General features: G+C 50.0%; 10 protein-coding genes. All 10 read right to left on the bottom strand.

What is annotated here, in order from left to right:
* Positions 1-40 precede the first annotated feature (40 nt).
* Positions 41-1864 carry an ABC transporter ATP-binding protein gene (locus ACTJKB_RS15045; RefSeq protein ID WP_440835011.1) on the bottom strand — a complete coding sequence of 608 codons (1824 nt, stop codon included), beginning with the start codon at positions 1862-1864 and terminating at the stop codon, positions 41-43.
* A 434-nt stretch (positions 1865-2298) separates the two neighbouring features.
* Positions 2299-3498, bottom strand: coding sequence for a Ger(x)C family spore germination protein (locus ACTJKB_RS15050; protein WP_440835013.1), 1200 nt, complete (start codon positions 3496-3498; stop codon positions 2299-2301).
* A 44-nt stretch (positions 3499-3542) separates the two neighbouring features.
* Positions 3543-4730: a Ger(x)C family spore germination protein gene (locus ACTJKB_RS15055; protein ID WP_440835015.1), complete on the bottom strand. Its 1188-nt coding sequence runs from the start codon at positions 4728-4730 to the stop codon at positions 3543-3545.
* A complete protein-coding gene (locus ACTJKB_RS15060; RefSeq protein ID WP_440835017.1) occupies positions 4727-5818 on the bottom strand; it encodes a GerAB/ArcD/ProY family transporter in 1092 nt (363 codons plus the stop codon). The genes ACTJKB_RS15055 and ACTJKB_RS15060 overlap by 4 nt, the downstream gene beginning before the upstream one ends.
* 27 nt (positions 5819-5845) lie before the next feature.
* Positions 5846-7603: a spore germination protein gene (locus tag ACTJKB_RS15065; RefSeq protein WP_440835019.1), complete on the bottom strand. Its 1758-nt coding sequence runs from the start codon at positions 7601-7603 to the stop codon at positions 5846-5848.
* Positions 7604-7961: 358 nt separating this feature from the next.
* Positions 7962-9230: a [FeFe] hydrogenase H-cluster maturation GTPase HydF gene (hydF, locus tag ACTJKB_RS15070; RefSeq protein WP_440835021.1), complete on the bottom strand. Its 1269-nt coding sequence runs from the start codon at positions 9228-9230 to the stop codon at positions 7962-7964.
* A gap of 41 nt (positions 9231-9271) precedes the next feature.
* Positions 9272-10684, bottom strand: a complete 1413-nt coding sequence (locus ACTJKB_RS15075; protein WP_440835023.1) for an aspartate ammonia-lyase — start codon at positions 10682-10684, stop codon at positions 9272-9274.
* 10 nt (positions 10685-10694) lie between these two features.
* Positions 10695-11885: a [FeFe] hydrogenase H-cluster maturation GTPase HydF gene (gene hydF / locus ACTJKB_RS15080; RefSeq protein WP_440835024.1), complete on the bottom strand. Its 1191-nt coding sequence runs from the start codon at positions 11883-11885 to the stop codon at positions 10695-10697.
* A 27-nt stretch (positions 11886-11912) separates the two neighbouring features.
* Complete coding sequence (gene hydG, locus ACTJKB_RS15085) at positions 11913-13337, bottom strand: [FeFe] hydrogenase H-cluster radical SAM maturase HydG (RefSeq protein WP_440835025.1); 1425 nt, start codon at positions 13335-13337, stop codon at positions 11913-11915.
* Between the two features lie 42 nt (positions 13338-13379).
* Positions 13380-15116, bottom strand: a complete 1737-nt coding sequence (locus ACTJKB_RS15090) for an NADH-dependent [FeFe] hydrogenase, group A6 (protein ID WP_440835026.1) — start codon at positions 15114-15116, stop codon at positions 13380-13382.
* Positions 15117-15122 lie beyond the last annotated feature (6 nt).

The following is a 15122-nucleotide window of genomic DNA, read 5'->3' on the forward strand; positions in this document are numbered from 1 at the left end:
AATCCAATCGAATTCTTGACATCACAAGTTTTTCTCTGCACTATACCTCGCCAGCTGCAACCTCTTGTCCGGGCAGCTTATGTCCTGAACGGTCCGTGTTCTCCGTACCTGCCACCCGAGCCCCCTGCTTTTCCGTGTACTCCTGTGTTCTTTCTTCCTGCCCCTCTGCTTCCTCCTGCTCCAGCTGGGAATTGTAGAGATCATAGTAGCGCCCTTCTGCCGCAAGCAGCTCCTCGTGACCCCCGCGCTCTACAATCTCCCCGTTCTCCATCACCAGAATAACGTCGGCGCTCTGAATCGTTGACAGACGGTGGGCAATAACGATGGTGGTTTTGCCCTTCATCAGCTTGCGGATGGCCTGCTGCACCATTTTTTCCGATTCGTTATCCAGCGCGGCTGTTGCTTCATCCAGCAGCAGAATCGGCGCGTTCTTCAGCATCGCTCTCGCAATCGAAAGCCGCTGGCGCTGGCCGCCAGAGAGCCGCGAGCCATGCTCGCCGATCTCAGAGTCTACCCCTTCAGGCAGCTCCATTACAAAATCATAGGCATTGGCCTGACGAAGCGCCTCTATTACCTCTTCCTCCGAGGCGTCCTGCCTGCCATTGCGGATATTTTCGCGGATACTGCCTGTATACAGCCCGGACTCCTGAGGTACATAGGCAAAATGGCTTCTAAGCTGCTCCAGACTCATCCCCTGAACCGTTTTGCCATTGATTAAAATCTCACCTTCATCCGGTTTATAGAAGCCCAGCAGAAGCTTGAATAGCGTAGACTTCCCGCCTCCACTCGACCCGACCACCGCCATCTGCATCCCCTGCGGCAATTCAAGACTAACCTGGTTTAAGCTAAGCTTCCCGGCCCCGGGATAACTGAACGTTACCGCCGACAGATTAAGCTGCTCAAACTCGGGATGCTGCATTTGTTTCTCAGGCAGAGCCTCTACCTCAGCAGGCGCATCCATCACCTCAAAAATCCGCTGCGCCGCTCCCAGCGACTGCTGCATGGAGGCCACAAGTCCCGGCAGCGCCGAGAAAGGCATAACCAGATAATTCATCAATTGAATGAATGCGATCATGGCTCCTACCTCAAGCGAACCTTTGGCGACAAAATATCCGGCGATGACCAGAGCCAGCAAAAAGGTGAGATTTCCTAGCACAGAGGACAGTGCCCCCGTAGCCCCTTCAATCCGTCCCCGATTCTGTTCTCCGGCATTAATGCTGTCACTGTATCCTTTGTACTGCTTCATCAGTCTGCGCTCAATCGAGAATGCCTTGAAGACCATACTGCTGCCCAGAATATCGTTCAGAAATGAAGTCGTCCGGCTCATATTCTCCTGTACCTGCACACTGTTCTTCCGCATCGCTTTGCCAAAAACCTTACCGACCAGATAGAGCAGCGGCCCCATCGTAATGCAGATCAGTGCAAGCAGCCAGTTAATATAGATCAGATAGGCAAAAGACGCCACAGCCAAGAGCGGATTGCGCAAAAGATCAATCATAACCTGTCCGCAGGCTTCTCCGACCGATTGATTATCATTGGTAAAACGGGATAATAGATCTCCGGAATGATTGCGGTCAAAATAGGACTGTGGCAGCAGCAGCGTATGGTTCATCAAATCCAGGCGCAGCTCATTTCTGATCTTGGCGGAGATATTGATTTTGAGGTAGGCACTGAAATAGCTGCTCACGCCTGCGGTAATCAGGAAAAGCCCCCCGAACCAGGCAAGGCCGGAAAAAGCATTCACATCCATACGGACCGCTGCATCCGTAATTCTGGCCAAAAACCAGGCCATTGTCAGATCCAGAACAATGCTGAACAATGTGATCAGCAGCAGTACGGTATAGAGCAGCTTGTGCTTCAACATATATGTACTCAACCTCGAAAATGCGCCTTTCTGTTTCAATCCATCATCTCCCTCTAAAATTCTGTTCCCTGCACCTTGACATACACCATAGAGTCGTGCAATTTCCCATTCATGGACCACGTGCTTAGGCGCAGGATGGGGACAACCGATTTGGATGTCATTTCAGCACTAACCTCCTGTTCAAATCAGTTTAAATTTCAATTTTCAACCAAATCAACCACAGCTGATTCCCATTATATAGGTGGTTATCTTTCTTTGAAAGGAAAATTAATATGCAGGAGTGGAAAACATGGAAAGGAAGCCCATAAGTACAAAATGGCAGGAAGGCGCATGATCCTCATGCTTCTCCCTGCCATTTTCTAAAGACTGCCCGTTTCATGAGCAATAGTCTGGCTATTTTCACGGCATACTTCCCGGGGTTCAAGGCTCCCCTTTTATTCAGATGTTATACCTGATGCCCCGTAATCTTCAATTTCCACCTTCACCTCATAAGTAACCGGGATCTTGGTGAATATTTCTTCCCAATCCTCCTTGACCTTCCGCCATACGGCGGGGTGCTGGATGCGCAGGCTGGTGCCGAATCCCGCAACATCGACCTTCAGTTCATGCTGCATTTTGTTCACAGTGGATTGAACCAGCTCTTTCGCCTGCTTCTGCAGTGTTTGCTCATCTTTCTCCACCAAGGCCTCGTCCAATTTTTTCCCGCCGGGGGTGAATGTTTCAGCATATCTTCCTGTAGACTCTATCTTAACGACAAAAGAGATGTCGTCGTCCTCCACTTTCGCCTTGATTTTACTGCTCATCGATTTGATTTCATACGTAATGAGCTTGCCGCTATCCGGGTCATGTGTCTTGAGGACTCCACCCTTCCCCTTTCCCTTAAGCCAGACCAAACCCTCCAGCTCCGACTCATCCAGAAAGCCGCTGAGCGTTCCCGTTTTACCTTTGATCACGCCCGCTCCCGCAAATTTGACCTCCTTGCCTGAAATAATTACATTTTGCAGTAAAAAGCTTGTTTTCCCATGCAATGGACCGATTACCTTAGCTATAGTCAGAGGCTCCCATATTCTCGTGTTCCGGTCCCTGTTCTCATAAATACCATCTAGCACAAAGGCGGGGATTTGCCCCGGCAGCGCATTACTCAGTATGTCCCTGGCCCTTCCACTGCTAACCACCAGCAAAACACTTGGCCGAATGTCATTATCCCGGATGTAGAAGTCTACGAGTTCGGAGATATTCCTTGAACGTGCAAGCTGCTCTCCAATCACTATCGTTTTCAGGTGACTACCAATCGGATTACGGCTTTCACGCAGTGAAAGCTCCCGTAAAGCCTCAAAAATGGAGTCTCCCGTTTCAGTCATATTATGATAATTTTTGGTTTTGGTTTGTGAGCCTCCTTTTTGGGGTCCCACCGTACCTTGCGGAATAAAAAATTGGTAGGTACAAGATACTTTTTTCCGTTTCGGGTAATCTCCGCCTTCACGCTCAAATCCCGCTTCAACTTCCGTTTCATCCTCGGTGTCCAGTGCAACACCTACTATCAGATTTACATTCTCAATCAGCGAGCTGCTCCAGCAGCCGGAGAGCAGTACACATGCTGTAAGCAACAATAAGATTACACAGCCACGCTTCATGAACCACCCCTCCTAAAGTACGCGATGATCAGCAAGGCTCCCTTTTATTCAGATGTTATACCTGATGCCCCGTAATCTTCAATTTCCACCTTCACCTCATAAGTGACCGGGAGCTTGCTGAAGGTTTTTTCCCAATCCTCCTTGACCTTCCGCCATACGGCGGGATGTTGGATGTGCAGGCTGGTACCGAATCCCGCAACATCGACCTTCAGTTCATGCTGCATTTTGTTCATAGTGGATTGAACCAGCTCTTTGGCCTGCTTCTGCAGCGTTTGCTCATCTTTCTCCACCAAGGCCTCGTCCAATTTTCCCCCGCCAGGGGTGAATGTTTCAGCATATCTTCCTGTAGACTCTATCTTAACGACAAAAGAGATGTCGTCGCCCTTCACTTTCGCCTTGATTTTACTGCCCATCGATTTGATTTCATACGTAATGAGCTTGTCGTTATCCGGATCATGTGTCTTGAGGACTCCACCCTTCGCCTTCCCCGTAAGCCAGACCAAACCCTCCAGCTCCGACTCATCGAGAAAGTCGATGAGCGTTCCCGTTTCCCCTTTGATCACGCCCGCTCCCGCAAATTTGACCTCCTTGCCTGAAATAATTACATTTTGCAGTAAAAAGCTTGTTTTCCCATGCAAAGGACCGATTACCTTAGCCATAGACATAGGCTCCCATATCCTCGAGTTCCGGACCCTGTTCTCAAAAATGCCATCTATCACAAGAGCGGGGATTTGCCCCGTCAGCGATGTACTCAGTAAGTCCTTGGCCTTTCCACTGCTGACCAGCAGCAAAACGCTTAGGCGGGTGTCATTATCCCGGACGTAGAAGTCTATAAGCTCAGAGAGATCCGTTGAACGTGCAAGCTGCTCTCCTATCACAATAATCTTTGTGTGATGGCCAATCGGAGGACGGTTCGTACGCAGTGCAAGCTCCCGAACAGCCTCAAAGATGGAGTCTGCCGTTTCAGTCATGTTTTTAAAAGATTGCGGGCCTCCTTTTTGAGGACCTACCGAGCCTTGCGGAATAAAATATTGGTAGGTGGAAGATATTTTTTTTCGTCTTGGATAATCTCCGCCTTTATGCTCAAATTCCACTTCAACTTCGGTTTCATCCGCACTGTCCAGTGCAATACCTACACACATATTTTTATCCTCAATCGGCGAGATGCTCCAGCAGCCGGAGAGCAGCACACACGCTTCAAACAACACGATGATTATACATCCGCGCTTCATGAACCAGCCCTCCTAAAGTGCGCGATGATCAGCAGTGGCAGCGGTATGAGTCCGAATACTGTCATTGAAAAGTTCCCCAGCCCCGTCCCTAACGCGAACAGACCGTTAATACCGGGCGGAACCTGGGAAACGATATAGACAATCGGCAGCAGGGCAAATAGGCAATTCTGGAATTTCTTGTTTATCATTTGCGATAGACCCAGAGCCGCAGCGTAGAACGTGATGCAGAATGTACAAAATATTTGCATGATCCAGATCGCCATCAATAGTGATTCAAACCGTTCTAATATGAGATACTTCACCTCAAAGCTGCGTACCAAATCAAGGAACGGCCATGTTCTAGTTACCACTCCCTCTATAGAAAAAGCCCCGATTGTCAGTACAACAGCCACGACATAAAAAAGCATGGGGATCAACGTCCCAACTACAACCACCTTCATGGCCTTATTCGGCTTATCCATAAACGCTACAAGGATTAACATAACTTCCCCGGCTGTAAAGGTCAGAGCCGTCGGCTTAATGGCTTTCCATACGGGTCCAAGTCCTTCCCCCAGAACGGGACGAAGATTATTGAGATCGAAGAGCTCGAGACTAAGCAGACTGGCTCCGAAAAAAACCGTCCAGGTAATCGGAACAATCAGCCGGCAAATGCGGGATATAGCATTAATCCCACCCATGCATAAGTAAAGGCCAATCCATATGAATATCGCCGAAATAGCCCAGGCGGGTGTCCCTTCCAGCAGAAAAAAACCGGTCACTTCCTGTACGGTACGCATTTCAAAGCTGGCTACACACAGAAAATATCCGACAGCTAATGTTCCCAGCAGTATCCCCAGCGGCTTGCCGATAATGAGCCGGCAATATTGAAAGAAGGTCTGGCCCGGAAACCGCTGACTGAGCTTCGCTATTACAGCGGCTGCCAGCATACTGAGTAAGCCGCCCAGAATTACGGATATCCATACATCGGGAGTTTTGCCAGCCTCAACCGTTACACGGGGCAGGGTAAGGATGCCTGCTGCGAGTATATAATTCACCATGATAATCGTCGCTTGAGGGGTTGTTATTCTATCCTTTGCTTTAGCCTTCATTTCCTCTACCTCCATTACCCGTATTTCTTATCCTTTGCGCATAGGATCTTTCGGTTTCATCATTGCCGGCCGGCGTCGCAGAAATTGCAGCGGCATCCTAAAGATAAAATCCTTCCAATCGCTTATTCGATATGGTACCGTCATACTGCTATACGGCAAACCAAAGCTCTTCATCTTGATTAAATGGCTGCTGAGCAGGAGGAAGAAAAAAATAACCCCATACAGCCCGAATACCGCTGCAAAGAACATGGCTACGAACCGGAGCAGGCGCAGCGTAATGCCTGCGCTATACATCGGCATGGCGAAAGAAGAGATTGCTGTAACTGCGACCACGATTACCAGAATCGGGCTGACAATCCCCGCTTCTACCGCCGCCTGACCGATGATCAGACCACCGACAATCCCCATTGCCGGACCTATCGGTTTGGGAAGACGTAATCCGGCCTCCCGCAATATTTCTATAGAAACCTCCATAATCAGTGCTTCAACCAATGCTGGAAAGGGCACCCCTTGCCGTGAGTTGATAATTGAAATCACCAGCTTGGTTGGAATCAGCCCGGGATGGAACGACAGAAGGGATATATATAAAGCTGGTGCGAACAGCGAGACTGCCGCTGAGAAAAAACGCAATGTACGGAGCAGCGAACCCACAATCCAGCGGTCATAATAATCCTCCGGAGACTGCAGCAGCATCCCAAACGTAACCGGCATAATCAAAGCAAATGGTGAACCGTCAAGAAGAATAGCAACCCTTCCCTCCAGCAGAGCTGCCATTACACGGTCCGGCCTTTCTGTATTCTGAACCTGCTGAAAGGGGCTGAGGTAGTTGTCTTCAATCAGCTGCTCTATATAGCCCGATTCTTTGACATCATCGATATCGATCGTCCGGATTCTTCGTTTGACTTCCTCTACAAGCTCCTCGTTAGCGATACTTTTGATATACGTTAGCACCAGTTTCTTCTGTATTCTTTTGCCTACTATAAAAGAAATCATAGCAAGGTCGGTGTTTTGCCCATGCCTGCGCAGTAGAGCCGTATTATCACTAAGCGTCTCGTTAAAACCAACTCGTGGACCGCGCAAGAGCGCTTCTGATATCGGCTCTTCTACCCCTCTTGCCTTTCCCCTTGGCGCACCCAACACGATGACCTCTGCCAGGCCCTCGACCAGCAATACAGCAGAGCCGTACAATACCTTTTGCAGCGACATCATCGGATTCCCGGTACATCCGATTTCCGAGACCGAGACCACCCTATGTATAATAATGTCTTTCAGCACGTTCGCTTCCGGAGCGGTCGTCATCCCTTCAAAGGGACGTACCGTGTTCATTAAAGGCTTCAAAATATTCAGGTCCATGCTGTCCTTATCCGTAAGCCCATCCACGAACAGTAGCGCCGCCTTAATCTGCAAATCTCCGATGCGCAGCTCTCTCACATTGACATCAGCCATATCTGCGCTTATAGCTTTGAACGTCTGCAAATCCTTCTGAAATTGGCCGGTATAAGTGAGGGAAGGGGGAGCTTTGGACGTACTTGTTGCAGGATCTCCCGCAGCCATGGTATTTTGTGGAACTTGGTTTTTCTTCTGAGTATTCCCTCCTGAATCTCCAGCATTTGGAATGCCACCACCCTTTTCACCTTCAACCCTGAGTCCCCTTGTACTGATTTGTCCCTCCTTTACTTTGGCCCAGTTCATTGTATACGTTATGGCAGCAGGGACGCTGAAGATCATGAATCCCTGGAAAAGCAAGCTCCAGCTAGGGAATAACTCCACTATCGTCTTCCACACCATTAACGCCTCCTTTATAAGCTGTAGCCATATTTTTACCGAAGCAGGATAATTCATGCACGAATAAAATCATCCTAACGGGTGAATATTTTCTTTATCCTAGCCGGTACACAAGCACCATTCGGTTCTTACAGCATGGACAGAGCACCGGGTCTCGCCCGTAGCTCCAGTGCTCGAAAGTATTCAGTCCGTGCTTAGAGGGAACGTTGCTTTTCCCATTTGATTTTTTCCCTATGAGGTGCGCTGCACCCCTTATTTGCGTTGACTTTTAGACAGGCAACTGAATAGTTACTCCTACACAACACAAAAACCACCTTCCGGTTCCAGGAAGGCGGTCATCTCTCTTACACATCACAAATCATTCATGCGCCTTGCTCTCTTCCCAGGCTATACGGGCAAGCGGAAACGGTGATATCGCCCGTTCCAGAATACCCTGGACATAGGCAATCGCAACGCCATAATTGACGATGGGCACCCCGGCCCAAATCGCTTGCTCCACCCGCCAGAGCATCTGCCTGTGGTTCAGCATACAGCCGCCACAGTGCACAATAAGGGAATAGTCCTCCAGATTGTCCGGGAACTTCATGCCACTGGCGTATTCGAATTGCAGCTGCTTGCCGGTGGCTTGCCGAATCCAGCGGGGAATTTTGACTTTGCCGATATCATCTGGCTGCTGGTGATGTGTACATGCCTCGGCAATCAGCACTCTGTCACCGTCCTCCAGGCGGTCAATAGCACGCGCCCCTCTCACCATCTCTTCCAGATTACCTTTGTGCCGGGCAAACAGGATAGAAAATGAGGTAAGTGGTATGTCTTTGGGCGTATCTGCTGCAGCCTTCAGGAATACCTGTGAATCTGTCACCACAAGCCGGGGCTTCTTGCCGAGACTCTCCAGCGTTTCCTTCAGCTCGAATTCCTTCGTAACCACCGCAATGGCATCGCTCTCCAGCAGGTCACGGATGGTCTGCTGCTGCGGAAGAATCAATCTGCCTTTGGGCGCTGCCTTGTCAATCGGAACCACCAGTACGACCAAGTCTCCCGGAGAGACCAGATCGCCGATAATGCGGAATTTATCCTCAGCATCCGGCACAACAGCAATCAGTGCCTTCATCAGTCCGCTAATTCCCTGCTGCTCAAGTGCAGATACAGGGATCACCTTACAGCCCAGTTCCTGCTCTGCCTGGTCAACAAGCGCGGTAAGACCATCCGCATGAGATGTCTCCTGGTCCGCTAACAAATCTATCTTATTCAAGATTCCAATTGCGGGGATGCCCTTGCTGCGGACGGTTCCGGCAATCTGCCGGTCACATGGGTTCACACCGCAAACAGCATCAACAACGATCAGGGCCATATCAGACTTGTTAAGAACTTCAAGCGTCTTCTGTTTCCTCAACTCACCTAGCTCACCCTCTTCATCCAGGCCGGCGGTATCAATAAATACTACTGGCCCGAGCGGCAGCAGCTCCATCGCTTTATACACAGGATCTGTTGTCGTTCCTTTAACAGGTGACACAACCGCAGCATCCTGTTTGGTGATTGCGTTAATCAGGCTTGATTTCCCTGCGTTGCTCCTGCCAAACAGGGCGATGTGCAGGCGATTTGAGCGTGGGGTATCATTCACACTCACACGGCTCTCTCCTTCCCCCAGCGGTTAGTGCCGATCTATACTTATTTGCCGGGCACACCCGGTTTGGTCACTTGATAGGGATTCAGGATTTGATCGATTACAGCCTCAGGTAGAAACTGAGCCTCCACCAGCGCCTCCCGTACCGTTTTTCCTTCTTGGCTTGCCCGCTTGGCTACCTCTGCACTTTTCTCGTATCCGATGTGGTGTATCAGTGCGGCTGCCAAAGCGGAGGATTTCTCAACCCCTTCATAACACCGCTGCTCACAAATGCGGATGCCACGGACGCAACGCTCTTCGAACAGCCTTACGGCATTGGCCAGGATCTCCAGGGACTCCAGGAGCGCATCCGCGATCAGTGGCATAAACGCATTCAGCTCCAGCTGGCCGCCCGCAGCTGCCAGCGTTACCGCGGTATCATTGGCAATGACACGCATCGCCACAAGCCCCGCCATCTCTGCCATTACCGGATTGACTTTACCCGGCATAATGGAGGAGCCTGCCTGCACGGCCGGCATTTCAAGCTCCCCGAGGCCTCCAACCGGCCCGCTGGCCAGAAGCCGCAGATCACCCGAAATTTTCAACAGATTAATAGATGCAGCCTTCAGCAGCCCGGATACTTCAGCGAAAACATCCATATTCTGCGTAGGGTCCATTGGATATTCGCTCCGGGCCAGCCCGTAACCAGTCAAATCCTGCAAAAGATCAGTTATCAAAAACGTATATTTTGCCGGTGCATTAAGGCCTGTTCCAATTGCAGTACCCCCAATGTTGATCTCCCTGAGCCGTTCCTCCACTTTGTACAGCCGCCAGCGGTCCCGGGCTACCGCTTTGGCATAGGCCCCGAATCCCTGCCCTGCCATCATCGGCAAGGCATCCATCAGCTCGGTACGACCCAGCTTGAGCACATCTGCGAAGGCATGCTCTTTCTCCTGAAGGGCTTCCTGCAAGGAGGCAAAAGCTTGACTCAGCCGCCGAACCAGGCCGATAGCAGCAATTCTCAGTGCCGTGGGATAGATGTCATTGGTGGATTGGCAGCAGTTGACGTGATCCAGAGGATGTACCCGTGAATAGTCCCCCCGCTCCCCACCCAAAAGCTCAATCGCTCGGCCCGCGATAACTTCGTTCACATTCATATTCGTTGATGTCCCGGCACCACCCTGCAGAGCATCTACAGTAAATTGCTCCCTATAGGCGCCTGCCAGAAGTTCATCACATGCCTGAACGATAGCCCGGGCAATCGCCGCCGGATAGGTATTCAGTTTCAAATGAGCCAGCGCCGCTGCTTTCTTCACCGTTATCATGCTATGGAGCAAATGAGGGTTAACCGTTCTGCCGCTTACAGGAAAATTATCCATGGCCCGCGCTGTATGAATACCGTAATAAGCAGCCGCTGGTATATCCTTTGCACCTAAAGCATCCTGTTCAATACGGGGAGATTCCCGCGATATCTCCATCTTATACCGCTCAAGCCTTCACTTGCAGGACTTCCAGCACACGCGGCAGAATCCCACGGAAATAGGCGAAAGCGATGCCATAGTTGGTAATCGGCACGCCTTGCACTCCTGAACTCTGCAGCCGCATCATCAGCTGCTTGCGATTAAATATACAGCCTCCACAGTGAACGATCAGCTTATACCCGGAGATGTCAGCAGGGAAATCGGGCCCCACACTCGTCGTGATATCCAGAGCGCCGCCAGCTATTTCCTGAAGCTTGGCCTTGACCAGCACACGGTCGATCTCTCCGTTATGCGGGTGATGGATACAGGCCTCTGACAAAAGGACCCTGTCTCCGGGCTTCAGGGTGGATATCATCCCGGCACCGGCCACAAAGGTATCTAAATCCCCCTTAAACCGCGCCATCAGAATCGCAAAAGTAGTTAATGGTACACTCGCGGGTATACTCTCGTTCACTTTGTCAAATACCAGTGAATCTGTAATCACAAGATCTGGCAACTTATTCAAGCGGGAGAGCAGCTCTGGCAGTTCTTCTTCGGTGACAGACACAGCCATAGCGTGATGATCCAGCAGATCGCGAAGAATTTGCTGTTGCGAAGCAACCAGCCGGTATTTAGGAGCAGGTATCATCTCAGGCATCACCATAACGACCAGATCACCTGGGTTAACCAGATCACCCACAATGCTGTTTCGCTCAAACTCGGCAGGAGCAAAGTCACTCAAGGCGTGGCGTAGACTTCCAAGGTTAGTGTTTCGCTTCACGCTGATCTTCACGATGGGGATATTCAGTCCCGTCTTTAAAGAATCAATATCTACATAATGATCGTCGGTTTTGGTGATAACCCCGATGACAGGAATATTCCGTTTAGCCAGTTCGTGAACCCATTCCTTCTCCAGCTTGTAGTCACCGGTCTCATCCGAGAAAATCATGATCCCAAGATCGGTTAAATCCATAACCTCTCTCGTCCTTTGAACCCGGAAGAGGTCCGCATCATCAATTCCAGCCGTATCTACGATAATAGCGGTCCCTATATTTTTTATTTCCACATATTGAAAGACCGGTTCTATCGTCGTTCCCGGCAAATCGCTGACCAGCAAGGTCGATTTACCGGTGAGTGCGTTAACCAAACTCGATTTACCGGAATTTCTTCTGCCAAAAACAGCGATATGCATTTTGTTCGATTGTGGAGTAAATTGCATAGCGATTCTCTCCTTAATAATGCGATTTTAGAAACGCAAATCCCGTTCGCCATTTTCGATGCGCTGGAGCCGATTAATCGTTGCTTTTCTCGCGGCTTCCTTCGGAATATCATCGAGTCCCTTGCGAATAATCTCTTCCCCTAAGGTACGGGTCTCATCGTCTGCATAATCAAGCAAATATTCCTTAAAAGTTAACAAAGAGTTCGGTTGGCAGATATTATGAATCTGACCGGATTTAGCAAGCCTCATAAAACGGTCGCCTGTACGTCCTTCCCGATAGCAAGCTGTACAATAACTGGGAACGTACCCGTCCTGGCAAAGTCCACGGATAATCTCCTCTGGTGAACGATGATCACTGACTTCAAATTGGGGCTTCTCGTTCGACTGACCTGCGGTTCCCTGCTTGGTCTCCATGTATCCACCGACTCCCGTACTGGAGCCCGCGCTCACCTGGGAAATACCAAGCTTGATTACCTCGTCACGGAATGACGGTTCTTCACGGGTGGATAGAATCATCCCGGCGTAGGGAACAGCCAAGCGCAAAATGGCAACAAGCTTCTTGAAATCCTCATCCTTCACCAAATGCGGATAGGTTTCCAAATTTACATTTGCTGCCTCACGCAGTCTGGGAACGGATACGGTATGGGGACCAACACCAAACCTCTCCTCCAAGTGCTCAGCATGCATGAGCATTGCGATTGTATCGTACTTATGGTCATATAGGCCGTAGAGAACGCCTATCCCCACATCATCAATCCCCCCCATTTGAGCACGGTCCATCGCCGTAGTATGCCAGTCGTAATCTCTCTTGGGTCCTTGGTGATGCATAGCAGCATAAGTGGGTCTGTGATACGTCTCCTGGAATAAAATATATGTCCCTATCTCCGCATCCCTAAGCTTCGTGTAATCCTCGATTGTGGTAGCTGCAATGTTAATGTTCACGCGGCGAATGCTGCCATTATCCACCTTAACGGAATAAATCGTCTTGATCGATTCGACGACATAGTCAATGTCACAGCTCGCTTGATCTTCTCCTGCTTCCACGACAAGCCGTTTGTGACCTAATTCCTGTAGCACGCGGACTTCATCCGCCAATTCATCCATACTGAGCTTCCGCCGCAGGAAATCTTTGTTGCTGTGTTTATATCCGCAGTACTCGCAATTATTGACGCAGTAGTTGCTTATATATAATGGAGCGAATAATACAATACGATTGCCGTAAATTTTTTCTTTAATGACCTTAGCAGATCGGTTGATACTTTCCAGAATATCTGTATCCGTAACCTCTAGAAGTACTGCTGCCTCCCGGTGGGTAAGCCCTTTACACGCTCTTGCTTTCTCTAAAATAGCCTGGACATAGGCTTGATCGCCTGCCTTTACTTTGGCTTCTTCCAGACTGAGCAGGATTTCCTCGTCATTGATGAAATCAGCTGGTTCCCAATCTTCCCGCAACTCGTCAACCTCCTCAAAGTTTTGTACTACGGAAACGTAGGCTTAAAACTTGGAACGCGTCACGTAATGCGTATGCAGCAGTTCGTGCGCAAGGTGACTGTTAGGCTCCCCTAAGAACTCTTCATAAAGAGCTTTTATATAAGGATTGTTATGCGATTTACGAACCGTTTGGGCCTCATCTTCCGTGTAGATGGCTTTCGCGCGTTCAGCCTTAATATCAATCCGCTCGGAGGTTCTCGCATCCACGATGGGCTGACCCCCACCCGTAATACAGCCACCGGGGCAGGCCATTACTTCTATGAACTCATAGCTTTTTTCACCACGTTCCATCGCTTCCATAAGCTCACGCGCATTGCCGAGACCATGAACAACAGCCGTACGAATCTTCTGGCCATTGGGCAGTTCGATGATATTTTCTTTGATGCCATCCATTCCCCGGACAGCAGTGTAATCAACAGTCTCCAGTTCCTTACCTGAGGTTATTTCGAATACGGTACGAAGCGCAGCTTCCGCAACACCACCGGTTGCACCGAAGATAACGCCAGCACCAGAGCCCTCGCCAATCGGATTATCGAACGCTTCATCCTTCAGGTTAACAAAGTCGATACCCGCTTCTTTGATCATTGCCGCAAGCTCGCGGGTCGTCAGTACCCGGTCGACGTCCTGCAGCCCTTCCCTTGACAGCTCTTCCCGCGTACCCTCGAACTTCTTAGCGGTACAAGGCATAATCGAGACGACAACAATATTTTTCGGATCAATCCCCATTTTCTGAGCGAAAAAGGATTTAACCATTGCCCCTTCCATTTCATGCGGTGATTTGCAGGTGGATAGGTTACCCAGCTTGTCAGGGAAGTTATGCTCCATAAATTTCACCCAGCCGGGGCAGCAAGAGGTCATAAGCGGCAGGTTCTGTCCGCTGGTGAGACGGGAGATGAGTTCCGTACCTTCTTCCATAATCGTAAGGTCAGCAGCAAAGTTCGAGTCGAATACTTTATCAAATCCTAGCCTCCGAAGTGCTGCAGCCATTTTACCGGTTACGCGAGTCCCCACGGGCATCCCGAATTCTTCTCCAAGTGCAACACGTACAGCAGGTGCTGTCTGGACAACAACATATTTGCCTGGTTCTGCAAGATCATTCCACACCTCATTGATGCTCTCATGCTCACTAAGAGCGCCTACGGGACAAGCCATAATGCACTGACCACAGTTAACACAGGTTGATTCCGCAAGTGAACGACCGAACGCGGTCGAGATCACCGTATCAAAACCGCGCCTCGCGAAGTTGATAGCCCCCACAGTCTGCACAGTTCCACAGGCCCCGACACAGCGGCCGCAAAGGATACATTTGGATGCGTCACGAACGATTGCCGGGGAAGTATAGTCTTTCTCTTGGCTGGACTTTTCACCAATGTAAGTCACTTTGCGGATATTAAGATCGCTCGATACGGATTGCAGCTCACACCCCCCGCTACGGGAGCAACTGAGACATTCCTGGTCATGATCGGACAGTAACAATTCTATAGAAGTTCTCCGGGCATCCCGGATTTTCTTGGTGTTCGTCTGAATGTTCATGCCTTCCTCTGCGATCAGCGTACAGGAGGCAATGAGTCTAGCCCCCACTTCAACCACGCACACCCGGCAACTGGAAGAATGGTTGATCCCTTTCAAATAACACAGAGAAGGGATATGAATGCCCTGATCACGGGCCGCTTCAAGAACAGTCATCCCTTTGGGGATTTCTGCCTCGATGCCATCAATCATTATTTTTATGGTATTCAACTTGAT

This window comes from Paenibacillus sp. 22594 (genome assembly GCF_052044425.1).
In the GTDB taxonomy this organism is placed as follows: domain Bacteria; phylum Bacillota; class Bacilli; order Paenibacillales; family Paenibacillaceae; genus Paenibacillus_AQ.